Annotated in this window: 24 protein-coding genes; 22 read left to right on the plus strand and 2 right to left on the minus strand. The window is 42.7% G+C overall.

What is annotated here, in order from left to right; genetic code table 11:
- Window positions 1-14 precede the first annotated feature (14 nt).
- From QWT69_RS06575 to QWT69_RS06585, 3 genes are all read left to right on the plus strand, one after another.
- Entirely contained in the window at window positions 15-446 is a 432-nt protein-coding gene (locus QWT69_RS06575; RefSeq protein WP_317970171.1) for a hypothetical protein, read from the plus strand.
- A gap of 312 nt (window positions 447-758) precedes the next feature.
- Entirely contained in the window at window positions 759-1,169 is a 411-nt protein-coding gene (locus QWT69_RS06580; RefSeq protein ID WP_317970173.1) for a DUF5412 family protein, read from the plus strand.
- Between the two features lies 1 nt (window position 1,170).
- Complete coding sequence (locus tag QWT69_RS06585) at window positions 1,171-1,413, plus strand: hypothetical protein (RefSeq protein ID WP_317970175.1); 243 nt, start codon at window positions 1,171-1,173, stop codon at window positions 1,411-1,413.
- A 739-nt stretch (window positions 1,414-2,152) separates the two neighbouring features.
- Here QWT69_RS06585 and QWT69_RS06590 read toward each other — a convergent pair.
- A complete protein-coding gene (locus QWT69_RS06590) occupies window positions 2,153-3,439 on the minus strand; it encodes a replication-associated recombination protein A (protein WP_317970177.1) in 1,287 nt (428 codons plus the stop codon).
- A 126-nt stretch (window positions 3,440-3,565) separates the two neighbouring features.
- Between QWT69_RS06590 and cymR the strand changes: the two genes are divergently transcribed.
- From cymR to mtnN, 15 genes are all read left to right on the plus strand, one after another.
- Window positions 3,566-3,985, plus strand: a complete 420-nt coding sequence (gene cymR / locus QWT69_RS06595) for a cysteine metabolism transcriptional regulator CymR (protein ID WP_317970179.1) — start codon at window positions 3,566-3,568, stop codon at window positions 3,983-3,985.
- Between the two features lie 22 nt (window positions 3,986-4,007).
- Entirely contained in the window at window positions 4,008-5,150 is a 1,143-nt protein-coding gene (locus QWT69_RS06600; protein WP_317970181.1) for a cysteine desulfurase family protein, read from the plus strand.
- Window positions 5,151-5,171: 21 nt separating this feature from the next.
- Window positions 5,172-6,296, plus strand: a complete 1,125-nt coding sequence (mnmA, locus tag QWT69_RS06605; protein WP_317970183.1) for a tRNA 2-thiouridine(34) synthase MnmA — start codon at window positions 5,172-5,174, stop codon at window positions 6,294-6,296.
- A 12-nt stretch (window positions 6,297-6,308) separates the two neighbouring features.
- Complete coding sequence (locus QWT69_RS06610) at window positions 6,309-6,974, plus strand: tetratricopeptide repeat protein (RefSeq protein WP_317970185.1); 666 nt, start codon at window positions 6,309-6,311, stop codon at window positions 6,972-6,974.
- Between the two features lie 25 nt (window positions 6,975-6,999).
- A complete protein-coding gene (recD2, locus tag QWT69_RS06615; protein ID WP_317970187.1) occupies window positions 7,000-9,477 on the plus strand; it encodes an SF1B family DNA helicase RecD2 in 2,478 nt (825 codons plus the stop codon).
- Between the two features lie 329 nt (window positions 9,478-9,806).
- Entirely contained in the window at window positions 9,807-12,440 is a 2,634-nt protein-coding gene (alaS, locus tag QWT69_RS06620; protein ID WP_317970189.1) for an alanine--tRNA ligase, read from the plus strand.
- 81 nt (window positions 12,441-12,521) lie between these two features.
- Window positions 12,522-12,794 carry an IreB family regulatory phosphoprotein gene (locus QWT69_RS06625; RefSeq protein ID WP_317970191.1) on the plus strand — a complete coding sequence of 91 codons (273 nt, stop codon included), beginning with the start codon at window positions 12,522-12,524 and terminating at the stop codon, window positions 12,792-12,794.
- Window positions 12,791-13,210, plus strand: a complete 420-nt coding sequence (gene ruvX / locus QWT69_RS06630; protein ID WP_317970193.1) for a Holliday junction resolvase RuvX — start codon at window positions 12,791-12,793, stop codon at window positions 13,208-13,210. The genes QWT69_RS06625 and ruvX overlap by 4 nt, the downstream gene beginning before the upstream one ends.
- Window positions 13,211-13,221: 11 nt before the next feature.
- Complete coding sequence (locus tag QWT69_RS06635) at window positions 13,222-13,524, plus strand: DUF1292 domain-containing protein (RefSeq protein ID WP_317970195.1); 303 nt, start codon at window positions 13,222-13,224, stop codon at window positions 13,522-13,524.
- A 134-nt stretch (window positions 13,525-13,658) separates the two neighbouring features.
- Window positions 13,659-14,777 carry an endolytic transglycosylase MltG gene (gene mltG, locus QWT69_RS06640; protein WP_317970197.1) on the plus strand — a complete coding sequence of 373 codons (1,119 nt, stop codon included), beginning with the start codon at window positions 13,659-13,661 and terminating at the stop codon, window positions 14,775-14,777.
- 44 nt (window positions 14,778-14,821) lie between these two features.
- On the plus strand, window positions 14,822-15,463 hold the full coding sequence (locus QWT69_RS06645; RefSeq protein ID WP_317970199.1) for an O-methyltransferase: 642 nt from the start codon (window positions 14,822-14,824) through the stop codon (window positions 15,461-15,463).
- Window positions 15,464-15,512: 49 nt separating this feature from the next.
- Window positions 15,513-16,148 (plus strand): uridine kinase, encoded by a 636-nt coding sequence (udk, locus tag QWT69_RS06650; RefSeq protein ID WP_317970201.1) that lies wholly within the window; start codon window positions 15,513-15,515, stop codon window positions 16,146-16,148.
- 102 nt (window positions 16,149-16,250) lie between these two features.
- Window positions 16,251-16,727, plus strand: coding sequence for a transcription elongation factor GreA (gene greA / locus QWT69_RS06655; RefSeq protein WP_317970203.1), 477 nt, complete (start codon window positions 16,251-16,253; stop codon window positions 16,725-16,727).
- Window positions 16,728-16,795: 68 nt separating this feature from the next.
- Window positions 16,796-17,515, plus strand: coding sequence for a YrrS family protein (locus tag QWT69_RS06660; RefSeq protein ID WP_317970205.1), 720 nt, complete (start codon window positions 16,796-16,798; stop codon window positions 17,513-17,515).
- A gap of 34 nt (window positions 17,516-17,549) precedes the next feature.
- Window positions 17,550-18,242: a 5'-methylthioadenosine/S-adenosylhomocysteine nucleosidase gene (gene mtnN / locus QWT69_RS06665; protein WP_317970207.1), complete on the plus strand. Its 693-nt coding sequence runs from the start codon at window positions 17,550-17,552 to the stop codon at window positions 18,240-18,242.
- Window positions 18,243-18,495: 253 nt separating this feature from the next.
- Here mtnN and sigK read toward each other — a convergent pair whose 3' ends face one another.
- On the minus strand, window positions 18,496-19,197 hold the full coding sequence (gene sigK / locus QWT69_RS06670) for an RNA polymerase sporulation sigma factor SigK (protein WP_317970209.1): 702 nt from the start codon (window positions 19,195-19,197) through the stop codon (window positions 18,496-18,498).
- A 157-nt stretch (window positions 19,198-19,354) separates the two neighbouring features.
- On the opposite strand from sigK, the gene QWT69_RS06675 reads away from it, so the two are divergent.
- The 4 genes from QWT69_RS06675 to yhbY are packed head-to-tail and all read left to right on the plus strand — an operon-like array spanning window position 19,355 to window position 22,105.
- Entirely contained in the window at window positions 19,355-19,870 is a 516-nt protein-coding gene (locus tag QWT69_RS06675) for a YqeG family HAD IIIA-type phosphatase (protein ID WP_348539044.1), read from the plus strand.
- Between the two features lie 2 nt (window positions 19,871-19,872).
- Window positions 19,873-20,973: a ribosome biogenesis GTPase YqeH gene (gene yqeH / locus QWT69_RS06680; protein WP_317970211.1), complete on the plus strand. Its 1,101-nt coding sequence runs from the start codon at window positions 19,873-19,875 to the stop codon at window positions 20,971-20,973.
- 13 nt (window positions 20,974-20,986) lie between these two features.
- A complete protein-coding gene (gene aroE, locus QWT69_RS06685; protein WP_317970213.1) occupies window positions 20,987-21,817 on the plus strand; it encodes a shikimate dehydrogenase in 831 nt (276 codons plus the stop codon).
- Window positions 21,818-22,105: a ribosome assembly RNA-binding protein YhbY gene (gene yhbY / locus QWT69_RS06690; protein ID WP_317970215.1), complete on the plus strand. Its 288-nt coding sequence runs from the start codon at window positions 21,818-21,820 to the stop codon at window positions 22,103-22,105. It abuts the gene before it with no gap.
- The last annotated feature ends 9 nt before the right edge of the window (window positions 22,106-22,114 follow it).

Consider the following 22,114-nt stretch of genomic DNA (forward strand, 5'->3'; position numbering starts at 1 on the left):
TGAGAAGCAAAATTATGAAGAGAATTTTAATAGCATTCCTATCCATTGTTTTATTTGCAACCCTACTTGCTTGGGTTTCCTATACACCTAGATTTCAACGAGAACCTAATGTTTATTATTTTGGGTTTTTAGAAACATCCTTTTTTGTAGTTTTGTATGCTGGACCTGTTTATTTCCTTGCAGGAATACCAGCTTCAATCTTTATTGATAAGCTAATTGGAAAAACTAAAAGTAATTCAAGATGGAAAAGATATTTTGTCGGATTAGGTTTATATTCGTTAGTTGGTGCATTCGTTGGTTTTATTTTCCCTATTTTACTAACTGAAAATATAGATTGGCGGGGAATTATTCCATATTCACTTTACGGAAGTCTTGCAGCTAATTTTTACTATCACGTGTTATTGTTGGTATCAAAAATAAATAATAAATACTTAATCTTCAACTAAAGGGAGCGATTAATGCATAAGCGTTACGGTATAATCGGTCCATTATTTTGATTAATAGAACAATTAGAGTTCAAGAAATTTATTAAAACAAGTAATATGCCAATCGGGAGGTAATTATTTGGATAGGAAATATAATTTAGGGGCATTTATTTTATGTTTAATTGTGTTAATGCTAGCGCTACAAGCTTTATATGCGTCGTCTGATAGTACTTGGCAAGTTGCGCCACCTGCTTTGGCGTTATGGATACTAACCGTTATTATTTTCATTATGGCTATTATGGGATTTAAAGACAAAAGCAGTAGATGGGCGAGATGGAGAAGTTGGCTGACACTACTAAGGCATTCCCGCTTTCTGCAATTTTTTTGTTAGGGGTAGCCGTAAATACAAATGCGAGGGAACCCCTTGAAACAACACAATCACCTAACTCTAAAATCATCATCGACTTTTATACATTGAACGGCGGAGCGGCTACCTCTATTAGTGTGGTAGAAATTATAAATGGCCCGCTTTGGTTTAAGAAAAGGATTTATTATCAAGACCGGATGCACAAAGTTGATGTTGTATGGATAAACAACCATATAATCATGATTAACGATAATACCTTGAACTTAAGAAAAAGGGGAAACCTTTTCGAATTACTAACTCTTTGTAGAATCGGCGGCAATTCTGGAATAAGCATTGTGCCATTAAAGGGCCAGATTAAGAAATTAGGAGGTGATTGAAGTGGGAATACTGCTGCCAATAGTAATGGCGATTTCAGTGGTTTTACTATTCTTTTCGCTTTTCTTCGCTATTAGTAAACGTTCGTGGAGAGCTTTGTTAGTTTCTTTTATTGCAAGCTTGCCTATCTCAATTTATTTTGCAAGTGTTAATCCGCCTTTTTCTTTTCTGGGATTAACACCAATTCTTTTATTAGCCCTAACAATTGTTTTCAGAAGACAAATTCAAAAAGAAATTACCCAATAGGATTTTAATAACTGTGATTGTTCAACTCTCAGGGGGGCCACTGCTTGATACTACACTTTTAGTTGATCGGAGCGGAAGCCGGCGACTCTGGGAGGATCAGCGAGAGACGTTACGAAGAGCGGCTTTTGCGAGTGAAGCGTAGCGAGAAGGAGCACATCTTTGCTTTTGACAGGTGAAACACCCTTCGAAGCGAAGGGGTGTGGTTCACCGCCCGCCCTCCAGAACGCGTCCGGCTGCAGCGCAGATCAACGGGTACCAACCACTATTCCATATAAGGATGCGATTGTTTGGTACTTCGCTCTTAGTTGATTGGAGTGCAAGCTGTCGACTCCGGGAGGATTAGCGAAAGCCGTAAAGAAGAACGGCTTTTGCGAAACAAAACGTTAGTCTTTTCGAGCATCTCTTTATTCCTGCCTTGAGAACCTGCAATGATGCCTAAATTTCTAAAGTGCACAGAAATACGGCTAAGCGAACTCTTCGTTGTTCACGTGGCTCAAGCCGCGCCCTCCGGAACGCGTAAGGCACGAACGCAAATCAACGTGTTTAACACTATTCTAGATATGGGTGCGGTTGTTAGAGTAGTCTACACTTAGTTGAATGGTCTACGAGCGATTGTTTTCACCCTAGAGTTGGATAAACAGACGAAACGAAGAGCCCCAATCCAAATACGATTGGGGTTCATTTTTAGTTGTTTGATTTCATTTTTGAACTAGAAAACTGAACGAGTTAGTTTCAATGCCTATTTCTTTTTGCGGAATTCTTTCAACCGTTCGTAAATGCCGGCAAGCTTCTTTTCTTCACCTGCAAGTACCGGTTCAAAAAATTCCATGTCCTTGATTTTATCCGGAAGATATTGTTGATTTACCCATCCGCCAAATGATCCTATCGGTGTGGCGTGTGGATATTGATAGCCTTCGTGTCCAAGTTCAGCAGATCCTGCATAATGCGTATCTCTTAAATGAAGGGGGATATCTCCTGTTTTCCCTGCATTGATGGCACTAATTGCAGCATCGACAGCTTTGTAAGCAGAATTCGATTTAGATGCAAGGCACATTTCAATAACAGCATTTGCTAATGGAATTCGCGCTTCAGGCATTCCGAGTCGAATCGCTGCATCAGTTGCCGCGAGCACATGCGGACCGACTTCAGGCGCTGCCAATCCGATATCTTCATACGCCATGACGAGCAAACGACGGTTCACGGCGATGAGGTCACCTGTCTCCAGAAGATTAGCCAAATAGAAAATGGCAGCATTCACATCACTTCCGCGAACAGATTTCTGTAAAGCGGACAGCAGATTATAATGATGTGAGCCTTTTTTATCGCCTACGAGTCCGATTCTGCCTATCAAATTATCAATTAACCAATCTTCAATAATGACGGATCCATCTTCCTCGTCACTTGCAGAGACAATCGATTCGAGAAGTGTGAGCGCTTTTCGCGCATCACCGTTCACACCAGATGCGATTTTCTCAATCTGATCTTCTGAAATATGTATATCCGTTTTTCCGAGTCCGCGTTCCTTGTCTTCTAAAGCCCTGTGAAGAAGTTGAATAAGATCGACTTGCTCCAATCTTTTCAGTTGAAGGATTTCCCCGCAACGTGAGCGAATCGCTGGATTAACGTCATGGAACGGATTTTCAGTTGTTGCTCCGATTAAAACGATGGACCCTTTTTCAACATGTGGCAGCAACGTATCTTGCTGCAATTTATTGAACCGGTGTATTTCATCGAGAAAAAGAATCACTTTCCCGGTTATTCTGCTCTCCGCAACGACATCCTCGACATCTTTTTTTCCTGAAACTGTTGCATTCAGTGCTATGAAAGGTAAATCACTTGTACCTGCTATCGCATAAGCAAGCGAGGTCTTTCCGATTCCTGGTTCACCGTAAAGCAGCATGGAAGGGACATGCCCTCGTGTAATCATCCTGTATAATGCAGTATCTTTGCCGATTATATGTTGTTGTCCAGCAATTTCATCTATATGTCTTGGTCTCATTCTGAAAGCCAATGGTTCGTTATGCAAAATCATCACTCCCCGCACATCTGTTCCACCATTATACACAAGGTTCGTTTGGAAGTCATTTGCAGGAAGCTAGCCATCAGTTATGCTATACTATTTTGTACTTAATGAAAAGGACGCTGGTTAGTAATGAGAATTTCAACTAAAGGACGCTACGGTTTGACGATTATCGTTGAACTCGGTAAGAAGTATGGGGAAGGTCCGCTAGCACTGCGTAAAATTGCAGATGAAAAAAATCTTCCGGAAGCCTATTTGGAACAACTGATCCCGGCTTTGCGTAACAGTGGGATTATCACAAGTGTGCGGGGCGCTTATGGAGGATATAAATTGTCCAAACCACCAGCAGAAATTACAGCAGGTGATGTTATCCGATTACTGGAAGGCCCCATCCAAATTGTCGATGGGATTGATCAAGCGGATGTACCACAAAAAGAACTGTGGAACCGGATCGGTGATGCAATACGCAATGTCCTCGACACAACTACAATAGAAGATCTCGTGACATCCGATTTATCCGACGAACCGGATGGATACATGTTTTATATTTGAACAAACGTTAGGAGTTCATCGTATGGAATTTATCTATTTGGATCATGCAGCGACGACGCCGATTCATCCAAAAGTGAGTAAAGTATACAAAGATGTGATGGATACAGTATTTGGAAACCCGTCGAGCATACATTCTTTCGGTCGCACCTCCAGAAAACTGATTGATGATGCCCGTAAGACAATTGCCGCAGCCATCAATGCCGACCCGACAGAAATCATTTTTACATCGGGTGGTACGGAAGCGGATAATATTGCGGTGTTTGGAACCGCCAGCAATATGAAGGAAAAAGGGAATCATATTATTACGACGACAATAGAGCATCATGCAGTACTACATGCTTGCAAAGAGCTGGAAAAGAACGGTTTTCAAGTCACCTATCTTCCTGTTGATGAAAACGGTAGAATTACAGCCCGTCAAGTAGCTGAGGCGTTGACGGAAAAAACCATATTGGTCACAATCATGTATGGAAATAACGAAGTGGGCACGGTTCAGCCAATCAAAGAAATTGGAGAACTACTAATAGGGCATCAGGCGGTTTTTCATTCAGATGCCGTTCAAGCTTTTGGAATCGTTGACCTCGACGTGAACGAGCTTCAAGTAGACCTGTTAAGTACCTCCGCGCATAAATTAAACGGACCAAAAGGTGTTGGTTTTCTTTACCAACGTAAAGGTGTTCAAACGACCCCTCTTTCCTACGGAGGGGAGCAGGAGCGGAAACGTCGCGCTGGAACAGAAAATGTCCCGGCCATTGCAAGTTTTGCAGAAGCGGTTACGATCGCTAAAGCTGAAATGGTAGGTAATGGTGAGAAATACGTCAGGTTCAGACAGATTTTACGTTCGGTATTTGATGCCCAAAACATTTCTTACGAAGTGAATGCTAATGATGCGGACACACTGCCTCATGTTGTGAATATCAGTTTTCCAGGTACAGATATCGAATCGTTACTTGTGAATATGGATATGGCTGGAATTGCCGTGTCGAGCGGCTCTGCATGCACTGCAGGATCACTCGAACCTTCGCATGTTTTGTCGGCGATGTATGGTAAGGATTCCACCAAACTGCGGAATTCCGTCCGTTTTAGTTTCGGTCTTGGACTGGAAGAAGACAATGTGAAACAAGCAGCATTGACGACCGCAGAAATTATTGACAGACTCGTGAAATGAAATTAAAAAGGATGAATTCTAATGAGAACAACAACTAAACCGATTGCAGATACACGCGTAGTCGTCGGTATGTCAGGCGGCGTCGATTCATCTGTCGCTGCTTTACTTCTGAAAGAACAGGGATATGATGTTATCGGCATCTTCATGAAAAACTGGGATGACACAGACGAATTTGGCGTATGTACGGCAACAGAAGATTATGAGGACGTAATCAGCGTCTGTAATGATATAGGCATCCCCTATTATGCAGTCAATTTCGAACAGCAATATTGGGATAAAGTATTTACGTATTTCCTCGAAGAATATAAGGCGGGAAGAACACCGAATCCAGATGTCATGTGCAACAAGGAAATAAAATTCAAGGCATTCTTGGATCACGCGATGAGTCTAGGAGCAGATTTCCTGGCGACAGGCCATTATGCACAAGTCGTCGAAACAGATGATGGCGTTGCAATGCTAAGAGGAAAAGATGAAAATAAGGATCAGACCTACTTCCTTAATCAATTAACACAAGAACAACTACAGAAAGTCATGTTCCCGATTGGGAGACTCGACAAGTCGGAAGTTCGTAAAATGGCTGAACAAGCTGGTTTGACGACGGCGAAGAAGAAGGATTCTACTGGTATTTGCTTTATCGGTGAGAGAAACTTCAAGGAATTTCTCGGTCAGTACTTACCTGCGCAGCCGGGGCATATGAAAACGATGGATGGCCAAACGGTAGGCAAGCATGACGGGCTCATGTATTATACGATCGGTCAACGTCACGGACTCGGGATCGGTGGAGCGGGTGATCCATGGTTTGTCATCGGTAAAGACCTGAAAGATAATAATCTACTCGTAGGTCAAGGTTTCCATCACGATGCCTTGTATTCTGACAGTCTGACGGCCATTGACCTTAGCTTTGCGACTGCAAGAAAGCTCCCTTCGGAATTCTCATGTACAGCCAAATTCCGTTATCGCCAACCTGATACTGAAGTGAAGGTCACACTGAATGAAGACGGGACGGCGGATGTTATATTTGCGCAACCGGTACGAGCGATCACACCTGGACAAGCAGTTGTCTTTTACGACGGCGAAGAATGTCTTGGTGGCGGAACAATTGATAAGGTCATTAAAAATGGTATTCAACTAGAGTATGTAGGATGAGAGGCGAATTAAATGGAACACAATGAAATTGGCATTAAAGCCCTTCAAGACGGGAATTTTGAAAAAGCAATAGAGGCATTCATGAAAGCTGCTGAAGAGGAACCGGAAAATCCAGTTGGTTATATTAATCTTGGAAACGTATTTGCATCTGCGGGAGATTCTGAAAGAGCTGAACGATTTTTCCAAAAAGCCATTACGTTAGACGAAAAGGCTGGATCAGCTTTTTATGGATTAGCGAATCTCTATTTTTCGAACGAACGATTTGAAGAAGCTGCAAAATTATATGAAAAAGCGATCCGAACAGGTCTTGACGAAGCGGATGCTTATTTCATGCTTGCAAAAAGCCTTAACCACTCAGGAACAAGTAAGTTGGCGTTGCCTTATATGCAACGTGCTGCAGAGTTGGCGCCGACAGATTTGGAGATCCGTTTATCCTACGGTATTCTACTAGCAGAAATGGAACTGTTTAAAGAAGCTGGCCAGGAATTCTCTTTTATTCTGTTAAATGACCCGGATCATGCCGATGCCCATTATAATATGGGTGTTTTGTATGCGGTATCGACTGACCGCAAAGACGATGCGCTCCATCACTTGGAAAAGGCGTATACACTTGAACCCGAGCATACACAAGCGCGGTATATTTACGATATGATCAAGTTGGGCGAACAGTCTTCCTAAGTATATATGCTAGGCGGTGAACTGAATGACACAGCATACTGGACAAGCTGCGAGTGACGAGGCGGTTTTTATCGTCGGAAGACCGGTCGTGACGATTTTTCATAATCCTGACAATCTGTTTTCAATCGTTAAGATGAAAATAACAAAAACGAACAGCGGATATGAGGACAAGGAAATCGTTATTAAAGGCAGCTTCCCGCCACTTGCGAATGAAGAAGATTATCGGCTAACCGGAAGACTTGTCAATCATGCAACATATGGCAAGCAATTTGATGTGCATACATTTACAAAGGAAATGCCCGAAACAGAAACAGGTATCGTCCACTATCTTTCCGGCGACCTGTTTCCCGGCATTGGCCGCAAAACTGCTGATACCATCGTCAAGAAATTAGGCAAAGATGCCATTAAAAAGATTTTGGCAGACCGTTCTGTACTCGATCTTGTCCCTAGGCTTTCTGAAGATAAGAAAGATACACTCGTCACCGTCCTTCAGGAAAACCTCGGACTGGAACGGAGTATGGTGCAATTGAACGAATGGGGATTCGGACCTCAGTTGTCTATGCGCATTTACCAGACATACCGTGAAGAGGTACTAGAGCTTTTGAGGGAAAACCCATTCAGACTGATCGAAGATATCGAAGGAATCGGGTTTCAGCGAGCCGACGAACTTGGCAGGCAACTTGGGATTACAGGGAAGCATCCGTCCAGAGTGAAAGCAGCCATCTTACATACGTTAAATCAGGCAGTTCAATCATCAGGTCATGTCTATTTGGAAGCAGATAGAATTTTGCCTGAAGTGAAAGGCTTATTAGAAGCGAGCCAAAATGAAGAAGTATCGTTCCAAGATATCTCGCGGGCAGTAATCGAGCTGGTGGAAGAAGGAAGACTATCTGGAGAAGGGCGTAAATTATATATCCCTTCCTTATACTTCTCTGAAATCGGCATTGCCAGCAAGTTGGAACGTTTATTGGAAAACGATTTATCGGATACATTTCCAGTTTCTGAAATTCGAAAAGCTATTGGTGAAGCGGAGGAGCGTCTTGAAGTCAGTTATGCTGAAACGCAAGTAGCGGCGATTGAAAAAGCCCTTCATTCTCCAGTCATGATTTTGACAGGCGGGCCCGGAACAGGGAAAACAACCGTCATACGTGGACTAGTGGAAGTGTATGCAGAATTGCATGGCTTGTCATTGGATCCGAAAGTGTACGCGCAAAAAGAGGAAACGTTTCCAATTGTTCTTGCGGCTCCTACAGGCAGGGCCGCCAAAAGGATGTCAGAATCGACAGGTTTACCTGCCATGACAATTCATCGGTTGCTTGGTTTCAACGGTCAAGAGAAAGAGGATGCAACCGGCAAGGAAGTGGAAGGAAGGCTCATCATTATCGATGAAATGTCGATGGTCGATACATGGCTTGCGCATCAATTATTGAAAGCGTTGGATAATGACATCCAGATTCTTTTTGTAGGCGATCAGGATCAGTTGCCACCAGTTGGCCCAGGGCAAGTATTGAGAGATATGCTGGACTCTGGCAAGATCCCTGTTGTTGAACTGACAGAAATTTATCGGCAAAGCGAAGGTTCAACCATAATCGAGATGGCTCATATGATTAAGAATTCTACGATGACAGGTGATATTACACAGAAAACAGGGGACCGTTCGTTTATAAAGGCGAATGGCGATCAAATTCTCGTAGCTGTCGAGAAGATTTTGAAAAACGCATTGTCAAAAGGTCATTCCATCAAAAATATCCAAGTGCTCGCTCCGATGTATAAAGGGCCAGCAGGCATCGATGGATTGAACAAAATGATTCAGCAGATGGTCAATCCCCCTGGTCCTGACCGAAAAGAAGTTGTATTCGGAGAAGTCGTCTACCGAATCGGTGACAAAGTTTTGCAACTTGTCAATCAACCCGAGAGCAATGTGTTCAATGGTGATATGGGGGAAGTTATTTCCATCATTAAAGCAAAAGAAACCGTTGATAAAAAAGAGCTGCTCATCGTTTCCTATGACGGTATAGAAGTGGAGTACGAACGGAATGATTTGAAACAGATTACACTCGCCTACTGTTGCTCTATCCATAAATCACAAGGAAGTGAATTTCCGATTGTCATCATGCCTGTTGTGCGTGGCTATCGTAAAATGCTTCGCAGAAATTTGCTGTATACCGGCATTACACGGGCAAAGGACTTCCTTATCCTGTGTGGAGAGCCCGAGGAGTTCAAAATCGGTATTAACCGCACAGATGAATTGGAACGTCAGACGACTTTGAAAGAGCGTTTGCGAAAAGATCTCATTACCGAAATGGTCGATGAAGGGGACAGTGCCTTAGAAGAGACGACTGTGGCAAAGTCTGAAGTGAATACTACTGAGGTTGTTGCGAACGGGGAAGAACGGGAAATCACAAGAGATTACCGGTTGACAATGGATACAATCTTAGGAATTGATCCGATGATTGGCATGCACGGAGTGACACCAAACGACTTCGTTAACTCGATGGATTGACAGTTGGTCCGCTTTTACCTATAATCCAAAGTAACATAGTAAAATTCGTTGACGGAGAAAGTACGCTTTTGACTGAGTTTAGAAAGGAATCCCTTGGCTGTAAGGATTCCCTTAGTCATCTGACAGAAAGCTACTCCTGAGTGCAACTGATCCTTGCCGTTCGCCGCGTTATGGCTTCTTGAGATACCAGTCTGACTGGTAAATTAGGGTGGTACCACGAAATGTCTTCGTCCCTTGTACAGGGGCGGGGACTTTTTTATTTCCCTTGAATAGGATCTTGCTTCAACGATCAGCAGAAATGAAATAACGACCATTAGGAGGAATAGACAATGAAACAATTGACAGCTGCAGAAATACGTAAAATGTTCCTAGACTACTTTAAAGAATTTGGCCATGACGTAGAGCCTTCTGCACCTCTTGTCCCAATCGATGATGCTTCTCTATTGTGGATTAATAGCGGTGTGGCGACGCTGAAAAAGTACTTTGATGGAAGAGTTGTTCCAACGAACCCGCGTATCGTCAATGCACAAAAGTCAATCCGTACAAATGATATCGAAAACGTAGGCAAGACAGCACGCCATCATACGTTCTTCGAAATGCTCGGTAATTTTTCAATCGGCGATTACTTCAAAGAAGAAGCAATCATACGGGCATGGGATTTCCTGACGAATGAAAAATGGATCGGTTTTGATCCTGAACTTCTTTCCGTTACGGTCCATCCGGAAGATGAAGAAGCCTATGCCATCTGGAGAGACAAAGTTGAAATACCAGAAGAACGAATCATTCGACTTGAAGGGAACTTCTGGGACATTGGAGAAGGTCCAAGTGGCCCGAACTCTGAAATCTTCTATGACAGAGGCCCTTCCTATGGGAACGACTTTACGGATCCGGAATTGTATCCAGGCGGTGAAAATGACCGCTATCTTGAAATTTGGAACTTAGTTTTCTCAGAATTTAACCATAATCCGGATCATACGTACACGCCACTTCCGAAGAAGAATATTGATACTGGAATGGGACTTGAAAGGATGGCAAGTGTTATCCAAAATGTGCCGACAAATTTCGACACGGATTTGTTCATGCCAATCATCCATGCTGTTGAAAATGTATCAGGTGAAAAGTATGGCGAAAATGATGTGAAGGATACTGCTTTTAAAGTCGTTGCCGACCATATTCGTACGGTCGCATTTGCAATTGGTGATGGTGCGCTGCCATCAAACGAAGGACGTGGCTATGTGCTGCGAAGATTGCTCAGAAGAGCGGTCAGATTCGCAAAACAGATTGGTATCCACAAACCGTTCATGTATGGCTTAGTACCTGTTGTAGGGGAGATTATGAAAGACTTCTATCCTGAAGTGCAGGAGAAAGAATCCTTCATTATGAAAGTCATCAAAAATGAAGAAGATCGTTTCCATGAAACGTTGAACGAAGGATTATCGATACTCACGAATGTTATCGACAAAGCTAAGGCTTCGGGAACTATGAAAGTGTCTGGAGCGGATGCATTCAGATTGTACGATACGTATGGTTTCCCATTCGAATTGACGGAAGAATTTGCTGAAGAAGCTGAAGTGACAGTCGATCGTGACGGTTTTGATGAAGAGATGAACAATCAACGAAACCGTGCCCGCGCTGCGCGTCAATCCGTGGATTCAATGAGTGTCCAGTCTGGAGTATTAGGTAATATTCATACAGATAGTGAATTTATTGGGTATGACCAGTTAAAATCCGAGTCGAAGATTGTCGCATTATTGCATAACGGTGAATTGGTTGCCCATGCATCAGAAGGTGAAGAGATTCAGTTCATGCTAGATTATACGCCGTTTTATGCTGAAAGCGGTGGCCAGGTCGCGGATAAAGGGACGTTGACTAGCGATACATTCATCATAGATGTGAAAGATGTGAAGAAAGCACCGAATGGACAGCATTTGCATACGGGTTCTGTTAAAACAGGTGAAGTGACGAACGATACGCCCGTTGTTGCTGAAGTGGATGTCCAATCAAGAAACCTGACCGTCAAAAACCATACTGCAACTCATCTTCTCCATAAAGCGTTAAAAATGGTGCTTGGTGAACATGTCAATCAGGCGGGTTCCTATGTCGGTCCGGACAGATTGCGTTTTGACTTCTCGCATTTCGGCCAAGTGACAAAAGAAGAACTGGAAAAGATTGAAGCGATTGTCAACGAAAAAATCTGGAAGGATATTTCTGTTGAAATTGCACAGAGACCAATCAGTGAAGCGAAAGAAATGGGCGCTATGGCACTTTTCGGAGAGAAATACGGCGATATCGTACGGGTCGTGACTGTAGGAGATTTCTCTTTGGAACTGTGTGGCGGTTGTCACGTTACTGCGACATCATCAATCGGTTTATTCAAAATTGAATCTGAAAGTGGTATTGGTGCTGGTACAAGAAGAATAGAAGCGGTGACCGGAAAGCAGGCATATCATTCATTCAAAGAAGAAGAGGCTCTGTTGACAGAAGCGTCGGCGTTACTAAAATCAAACACGAAAGATCTTGTATCGAAAGTGAATGCAACCTTAGCAGAAATGAAGGAATTGCAACGGGAGAACGATTCATTATCAGCGAAACTTGGCAATAGCCAATTAACTGATATACTTGCATCTGCTCAACAAATCGATGATGTGACAGTCCTGTCAGCGAGAGTTGACGTCAAGGATAATAATGGGCTCCGTCAGATGATTGATGAGTTAAAACAAAAACTAGTTAAAGGGGTCATTGTACTCGGAGCTGAAGCGGATGGAAAAGTAATGCTCGCGACAGGCGTGACAGATGATTTGAAAAACGGGAACTTTCATGCAGGGAAAATCGTCAATCATGTAGCGTCTCTTTGCGGAGGAAAGGGTGGAGGTCGCCCAGATATGGCAATGGCTGGAGCGAAAGATGCTTCTAAACTTGATGAAGCACTTCAATCCGTGTATGATTATGTCAAATCCGTTTAAGCGGAAATGCAACTCGGGTATAGAGTAAGTGGGAAAGGTATCCGGTTTGTGAACGGACGATTGGAAAGCGGGGTGTCGACTATGAATTCATACGACAAGACGATGAAATTCAACTTTCCTGAAGAATCCATGGAGCAAGAAGTGCAACAGGTCATGCTTCATGTACATTCAGCACTCGAGGATAAGGGCTATAATCCGATCAATCAAATTGTCGGTTACCTCCTTTCGGGCGATCCGGCGTACATTCCTCGTCACTATGAAGCACGTAACCTAATCCGCAAATTGGAGAGGGACGAGATTCTTGAGGAACTGGTGAAGTTTTATATCCGTGAGAACAGAGGTAAGTCGAATTGAGGACAATGGGATTGGATGTAGGTTCCAAAACGGTCGGAATTGCGATTAGCGATGCACTTGGGTGGACAGCCCAAGGCATCGAAACGATCAAAATTGATGAAAGTTCCGGCCATTTTGGTATGGAACGAATTCAGGAGCTTGTTACTGAATATGTGGTGACTTCATTTGTTGTCGGTTATCCGAAAAACATGAATAACTCGATCGGGCCTAGAGGAGAAGCTTCTGAAAAGTATGCTGAGCTGTTAAAAGAGACATACGGTCATCCAGTTGTGCTTTGGGATGAGCGTTTGACAACTATGGCAGCGGAACGCATGCTGATCGATGCGGACGTCAGCAGGAAAAAAAGAAAGACTGTCATCGATAAGATGGCGGCAGTCATGATACTCCAAGGGTATCTTGATTCAAAAAATAGATGAGGTGATTTGAGATGGAACATGGACAAGAGACAATGACAGTAGTGGACGAGCACGGACAAGAACACGTTTGTGAAGTGATTTTCACATTCGATTCGGAAGACTTCGGGAAATCCTATGTACTTTATCATATTCTAGGTGAAGAAGAAGCGGGCGATGACGAAGAAGTGGAAATCCACGCTTCAGCATTTATTCCTTCTGAAGATAAGGAAGATGGCGAATTATTGCCGATCGAAACAGACGAAGAGTGGGACATGATTGAAGAAATGCTTAACACTTTCCTAGCTGAAGAAGACGAGGAAGAAGACGAAGAGTAATTCATATGTGCACGGGACGGAATGGTGCAAGGCCATTCCGTTTTTTTCACTGTTAAGAATTATTGAAACCTAAAATATTTATATTCGTTCAAAACGATCAAACAAAGAAATCGTTTGAAATGAGGTAGCGCTATATGGACAATGGCTCCAAAAAAGACTTGATGTTCGAGAAGATGATTGAAAAGAAAAAAGAAGTAAAAATTGTCAGGCGTATCGTTTTTGTTATCGCTCTTGTGATTCTCATTGGAGGGCTAATAGGCGGCCGCGCAATTTATAAGTACATAAGCGAATCGCTTCAACCGGCTGACCCGGAAGCGGAAGAAATCATTGAAATTGAAATTCCAATTGGTTCAGGTTTGACGTCAATCTCAAAAATGCTTGAAGATGAGGGCATTATTAAAGACGCCAGAATCTTTAAATACTATGCGAAGTTCAATAATGAATCACAGTTCCAAGCGGGTTCTTACGGATTGACGAAAGCGATGACACTGGATGAGTTGATTCAAAGCTTGAAAACGGGAAAAGTCTACAGGACACCTGTGTTCACAATGACCGTGCCTGAAGGATTGACATTGGACCAAATTGCTAAAGTCGTTGAAAAACGAATTGGTATTAAAGAACAAGAATTTCTAGATTACGTTAACAGTGAAGAGACGATAGAGGGATTGATGAGCAGATATCCTACGATCTTATCAGATGAAATTCTAAGTGAAGATGTGAAGTATCCACTGGAAGGCTATCTATTCCCAGCAACTTATCCTTTTTTTGAAGAAAAACCATCGTTAGAAATGGTCGTCACAACAATGCTGGACGCTACAGCTACCAACTTGACACCATACATTTCGTACTTGGAGAACAATGAAAAATCTGTCCATTGGCTATTGACGTTTGCCAGTCTTCTGGAGAGAGAAGCAACTGCCACAACTGATCGGCAAACAATTGCCAGCATTTTCTACAATCGTTTGAAAATCGATATGGCCTTACAAACCGACCCGACTGTTCTTTATGCATTAGGTGAACATAAAGATCGTGTATTATATTCGGACCTCGAAGTTCAAGATCCTTATAATACGTATGTAAATACAGGACTACCTCCAGGCCCGATTGCGAACGCAGGTCGATCATCAATAGAAGCAGTTATCGATCCTTCGACGACTGATTATTTGTATTTCCTTGCAGGTTATGATGGTGAAAATCATTACGCCAAAACCTATGATGAACATTTGGCAAATCGGGCTAAATATAGACCGTAAGAGTTCGGTGTAATCGAGGTAAATTGATAGGAAGTGGAAAAAACTTGAATGAGTATGAAGACTATATAGCGGGCTTCTCAGAACTGTCGAATCCTTTACTACAGGAGATGGAGCAATACGCAGCTTTAAACCATGTGCCAATAATGGATAGGAGCGGTATGGAGACGTTTATTGGTCTGCTTCGGATTCAGCAACCGAAGCAAATTCTTGAAATCGGAAGCGCAATAGGGTATTCTGCTATCCGGATGGTCGAAGCGCTGCAAAATACTTCAGTTGTAACAATCGAACGTGATGCTGATCGTTACGTTTCCGCGGTTGACTATATTCGAAGAAGCGGTTTTGAAGACAGAATTACGATTATCGAAGGTGATGCACTAGATTTAGATGATGAAGTGCTAAATACCACGGGGTACGATGCTTTGTTTATTGACGCTGCAAAAGGTCAATACAAACGTTTTTTTGAAAAGTACAGTAGACATGTAGCTCCAGGAGGAGTCATTTACTGTGATAACATGTTCATGCATGGTGCTATTCTTTTAGAGGACGAAGACATTCCAAAGCGAAATCGTACAATGATTAGGAATCTAAAAGCGTTTACTGCATGGATTATGCAGCACCCCGCTTATGAAACGTCGCTATTGCCGGTCGGCGACGGAATTTTAATCGCTGTGAAACGTGAAGAGTAATTGTCCTTGTGCATACGAGGATATTTGTTATGAGGGAGGAACAACAATAGTGAATGAAAAACCTCTTGTCATAGGGATTGCCGGTGGTTCAGGCTCCGGGAAAACGAGCGTGACAAACCGTATTTACGATGTATTCAAAGAACATTCTGTTGTAGTAATTGAACAGGATTTTTATTATAAAGATCAGTCCCATCTAGATTTCGAAGAGAGACTGAGAACGAATTACGATCACCCGCTGGCATTTGATACAGACCATCTAATTCATCATGTAGGCATGCTTTTAAACCGTAAGGCAATCGATAAACCGGTCTATGATTACGCGCTCCACACGCGTTCGGATCATAAAATCCGTATCGAACCAAAAGATGTCATAATACTTGAAGGTATTTTAGTGCTTGAAGATGAGCGATTGCGTAATCTGATGGATATTAAACTCTTCGTCGATACAGATGCCGATTTGAGGATTATCAGACGCCTTATGAGAGACATCAATGAACGTGGCAGGACAATCGATTCAGTAATCGATCAGTACTTGTCCGTCGTCAGGCCGATGCACAATCAATTCATTGAACCGACAAAACGGTATGCGGATATTATCATACCTGAAGGCGGACACAATGAAGTCGCTATCGACCTAATGGTAACGAAAATAAAAACAATTCTTGAATATGGAACGAAATTGTAATATGATGTAGTCAGAATTCAATATAAATGATCCTATGTCGCATACTTTTAAAAGGGGCGGCATAGTGTTTTTATGAACAGGAAATATGAGGAGTGTTGTGTGATGGTATCAGAGAAAAAATATCCAATGACCGCTTCAGGCAAGATGAAGTTAGAAGAAGAGCTTGAATTCCTGAAAACTGTTAAACGTAAAGAAGTAGTAGAGCGTATTAAGGTAGCCCGTAGTTATGGTGACCTTTCCGAGAACTCCGAATATGATTCCGCGAAAGAGGATCAGGCATTCGTTGAGGGGAAAATTTCTTCACTTGAATCCATGATTCGAAATTCCGTCATCATCACTGAAGACGAAAGCAATACTCATGAAGTGCAACTTGGGAAAACGGTTACATTTAAGGAATTGCCAGATGGCGATGAAGAGACTTACACAATTGTCGGCTCAGCTGAAGCAAATCCGATTGAGGGATTGATTTCCAACGATTCTCCAATTGCAAAAGCATTAATTGGCCGCAGCAAAGACGATCAAGTGAAGATTATTACGCCTGGTGGAGAAATGTCCGTCGTAATTGTTGAAATCAAGTAAACTTGAACGGCCGCCTGAAAGTAAGGCGGTCTTTCTTCTTGAAAACCAATTTAAAGGGGGACAGCCTGATGAATAATAATGATCCGAACTTTTCCCGCATGAACCGTAAACGCCGCTCCAGTAAAAGTAATCAATTATTGAATGTGCTAATCGGTCTTGTCGTTCTGATGATTATCGTCGTCGGTGTATTTATCATCATTGATCCGAAAAAAAGCAAAGACAGTGAACTGGCTGCTGAACAGTCGTCATCTGATCCTTCTGATAGTATGCAAGGAGAAGCTCAAGACGAAGATGATGATGCAGACCGATCGGAAAATGAAGAAACTGATTCCGAATCTACAAACAATCAGAATGCTGATTCATCATCCAGTGATGGCGAAAGTGAAGGAACTGGTGCTGATTCTGCTGATCCATCTGATGATGAAGAAGAGAGCCCGGGAACTGTCACAATCGTTCCGAATGAAGATGAAGTCATAGAAGAATCGATTATTAATACGGCCTGGAAACCTGTAGGGACCGAACAGACAGGTGTCCACGAATCCAAATATGATGGAGAATCGGTTGATTGGGTTGAGAAGCAAAAGGCGATTGCATATGCAACAGGTTTTACTGAAAATGAATTAATCTATTGGAAAATCAAAAATGGTGGCAGTCCACAAAAATCCATCGGCATTGTTTCTACAAAAGACAAGTCCAAGAAATTTAGAGTTTTTCTTGAATGGGTCGATGAGCAAGGCTGGCAACCTGTCAAGATGGATAAGTTAACGACATTGGACTTTGAGTATTGAGCCGGTTTAACCGCTCATTTGGAGGGTATTGTTAATGAAAATCGCTGTAATTGGTGCAATGGAACAAGAAGTTGAAATCCTTCGGGACATGATTGATTCACCTGTCGTTTCCTCTGTAGGTGGATGTGAATTTATTGAAGGTGAAATTGCTGGACGTGAAGTTGTACTTGCAAAAAGCGGGATTGGCAAAGTGAATGCTGCGATTGCAACGACATTGGTTATCCAGCAATTTAAACCGGATGTCGTTTTGAACACAGGATCTGCAGGGGGATTCGGTGCATCACTGGAGATTGGAACAGTCGTAATCTCTGATGAAGTGACACACCATGATGTGGATGTCACTGCATTCGGCTATGTACTTGGACAAGTCCCGGGGATGCCCGAAACTTTCCGGTCGGATAAAAAGCTAATCGATATCGCAAAAGCTGCTGTTGAACAAATCGGAGAACATCCGCATGCAACAGGTCTAATCGCTTCAGGAGATGTGTTCATGAGCGACCTTGAGCGGGTAGAAGTTGTTAGAAAACAATTTCCTTCTATGATCGCTGCCGAAATGGAAGCTGCTGCAGTTGCACAAGTTTGCCACCAGTTTGACACACCATTTGTTGTTATTCGTGCATTATCAGATATCGCAGGTAAGGACTCGTCAATCAGCTTTGATGAATTCCTACCAATTGCTGCGAAACACTCTTCTGAAATTGTTAGGGAAGTCATCTCGAAATTGTAAAAAGAATATGGTATAATTAATGTAAGATACATAATGATCCGAGGAGGTTGTCCAGATGTTCTTTCTAATGGCTGGTGTATTTTTTGCAACAACAGTTATAGCGGTAGTCATTATGCGCGAGGTTAGCGCTGATTGAGGTATCCGTCTTTTATAGAAAAATAGGCAATTAAAGGCGTCTCCTTTCACAGGTTCGTTATCTGTGAATGGAAACGCCTTTTCATTGTTTGGAAATCGTTTGTAACCTGTCTGGTTATCATTCATTGTATTCATGTTTGAACAGTTGATATAACTTTACAATGGCTCTTTTTTCGATGCGGGAGACGTAACTTCTAGAGATATTGAGTTGTTCGGCAATCTCTTTTTGAGTCATTGGTTTGTCGTCCAACAACCCGTATCTTCGTTGAATGATTTCCAGTTCTCTTCCGTCGAGTTTTCCTAAATGTCGATACAATCGTTCTTTCTGTTCTTTCTGCTGTACGGTCTCGATTGGTGCATCTTCATCGGTTTGCAATAAGTCGGCTATCTGCAAAGACTGTCCGTCTTTGTCAGTTCCGATAGGGTCAAATAGCGAAACATCCTTTTGAACCTTTTTTTGTGTTCGCAAGTACATGAGGATTTCATTTTCAATGCACCGTGCTGCGTAAGTAGCCAGTTTTGTCTTGCGGTCAAGTGTGAAACTATTCACGGCTTTCATGAGTCCAATTGTGCCGATGGAAATGTAATCGTCCAGTTGTTCATGTTTTGGATGGAATTTTTTTACGACGTGAGCGACGAGTCGCATGTTACGTTCGATGAGTTCGTCTTTGGCGCTTTCATCACCTTCTGCCAATCGTTTCAGGCAATCCGCCTCTTCCGCTTGAGATAGCGGACGGCGAAACGCCTGCCCCCGAATGTATCCTACCATCGCGGGGATTTCGACCCACAGTTGGACGAGTGTCATAACAAACCCGCTCATCGGTCCACCTCCTGTGTCGTTATATGACAGCATATGCACCGGTGGCTTGTATTAATTCTATGTTCATGAAGCGGTATTTCCTCAGCACTTAAGGATACGTCGAACTGTCTATATGGTATAATCGTTTTAGAAATTGGCATATAACGGAGTGGATGATTTGTATAAAAAATTCATGCCCGATGAATATGTGAAGGACATCTTTCATATATCACCGGATGTATTAAAAGAAAAAGGAATCAAAGGTATTATTACGGACTTGGACAATACGCTTGTAGAATGGGATCGCCCGGAAGCGACGCCTGAGATTATCGAGTGGATCCGTTCAATGGAGCAGGCTGGCCTTCAAGTGACAATCCTTTCAAATAATAACCAACTACGGGTCAAGGCTTTTTGTGATCCGATTGGTACGCCTTTCATTTTCGATGCACGGAAACCTTTGCGGAAGTCTTTTAAACGAGCACTCTCGATGATGGGATTGAAAAAAGAGGAAGTTGTAATGGTGGGGGATCAGATCATGACAGATGTCCTCGGCGGTAACCGGTTCGGTATACACACAATACTTGTCGTGCCAGTCGCAAATTCGGATGGGTTTTTCACGAAATTCAACCGGATGATGGAAAGAAGAATCTTGGACAAACTGAAACGCTCAGGAATGATTAATTGGGAGGAATAAGCTTGGAAGAACTTAAATGCATAGGTTGCGGCATCGATATCCAGACAGATGATCCGAAAAAAGAGGGATTTGCACCGGCGGCATCTTTAGAAAAAGAAGAAGTTATTTGTCGTCGCTGCTTCAGATTAAGAAATTACAATGAATTACAGCCTGTATCCTTATCGGGAGACGATTTTCTAGCCATCTTGAATGGTATCGGTGATAAGGAAGGACTCGTCATTAAAGTCGTTGATATTTTCGATTTCAACGGCAGTTGGATTAATGGCCTCCAACGGTTCGTCGGTCAGAAAGACATACTGCTAATTGGCAATAAATCCGATATTTTGCCTAAGTCCATCAACCGAAACAGACTCATCAATTGGATGAAAGCAGAAGCGTCCAAACTTGGCTTGAAGCCGATTGATGTATTGCTTATCTCGGCGCACAAAGGGCATGGTATGGAAGAAGCGCTCACAGCTATCGATAAATATAGAAAAGGAAAAGATGTCTATGTTGTCGGTTGTACAAACGTAGGGAAGTCAACGTTTATTAACCGGATCATCAAGAACGCAACAGGTATGGGCGAAGTGATTACAACTTCTCATTTCCCGGGTACGACACTTGACCTTGTAGAAATTCCGCTTGATGACGGGAAAGCAATCTACGATACGCCAGGTATCATTAACAATCATCAGATTGCGCATCATCTTGATGCAAATGATTTAAAAGCGATAACACCAAAGAAAGAATTAAAACCAAAAGTGTTCCAACTAAACGCGGAACAGACGTTGTTCATCGGTGGCCTTGCAAGATTTGATTTTATCTCGGGGGAACGATCTTCTTTCACGATTCATGTATCAAACGAATTGCAAATTCATCGTACAAAACTAGAGAACGCGGATACGTTATATGCGAATCACCTAGGTGAAATGCTCTCTCCACCGAGTGGTGAATCGTTGGACAAGATGCCTCCACTCGTGAGACATGAATTTTCCATTAAAAAACCGAAAATGGATATTGTTATTTCTGGACTCGGCTGGATAACGATTCAGCATCCAGGTGTTGTCGTTGCGGTACATGCTCCACGCGGTGTGGATGTCATCCTACGTCCATCACTCATATAAGGAGGTGGCCTTTGTGAAAAAATGGTATGCGGTTATCGGCGATCCAATCGGCCAGTCGATGTCACCGGCCATGCACGATACATGGTTCAATGAAAATCACATCGATGCTTCCTATATACCTGTGCATGTCACTAAAGAAGATTTGGAAGCTGCTGTTGAAAGCTTGAAAAGGCTTGGATGCAGTGGGTGGAATGTAACTGTTCCACATAAATCGGCAATCATCCCGATGCTCGACTCAATTGATGAATCTGCAAAAATGATGAACGCTGTCAATACTGTAAAAGTGTTGGAAGATGGGACATTGTTTGGTATGAATACAGATGGACGCGGTTTTGTACGCTCGCTGGCAGAAATGTTTGGTATCGATGCGGAATCCGGTGACGTGCTTATCATAGGAGCAGGCGGAGCTGCACGTGGCATATCTTTTGCTTTGAAGGAAAGTGGATATGGTCCATTGACATTTACAAACAGAACAGTCGCCAAAGCGCAAACCCTATCTGAAGATTTCTTGGATAGCAATGCATTGTCTCTGGAACAGGCTGAAAAGAAGCTTGGTGCATTCAATCTAATCGTTCAGACAACGACCGTCGGCATGAATTACGCGGAAAGTGGCATGGCCCTATCGCCGGACCTGCTCTCTTCAGGTTCCATCGTAGCTGATATCATTTATAATCCATTGGAGACGGAGTTTTTGAAAGAGGCAGGCAAGTTAGGCGGCAAAACGATGAACGGATTAGGAATGTTTGTACATCAAGGGGCACTTGCGTTTGAATTATGGACAGGAATTTATCCGGATACTGAGAAAATGATCCGGTCAATCTCAACAAAACTTGGAGGAAATTAAATGTTATCAGGCAAACAGAAAAGTTATCTAAGAAGTAAAGCGCATCATCTAACACCGATTTTTCAAATTGGAAAAGGCGGTTTGACAGAGCCAATCATAAAGCAAATTGAAGAGGCACTAGAAGCGCGTGAATTAATAAAAGTGAGCATTCTTCAAAATTGCGAAGAGGATAAAAGCGACATCGCTGCACATCTTCAAGAGGCGGGTATGGAAGTTGTTCAAATAATCGGCAAAATTATTGTTGTCTATAAAGAATCACAAGAGAAAAAACAGATCGTCCTGCCGTAAGGAGAATGA

Origin of the sequence: Sporosarcina oncorhynchi (assembly GCF_033304615.1) — a bacterium.
Classification (GTDB): Bacteria; Bacillota; Bacilli; order Bacillales_A; family Planococcaceae; genus Sporosarcina; species Sporosarcina oncorhynchi.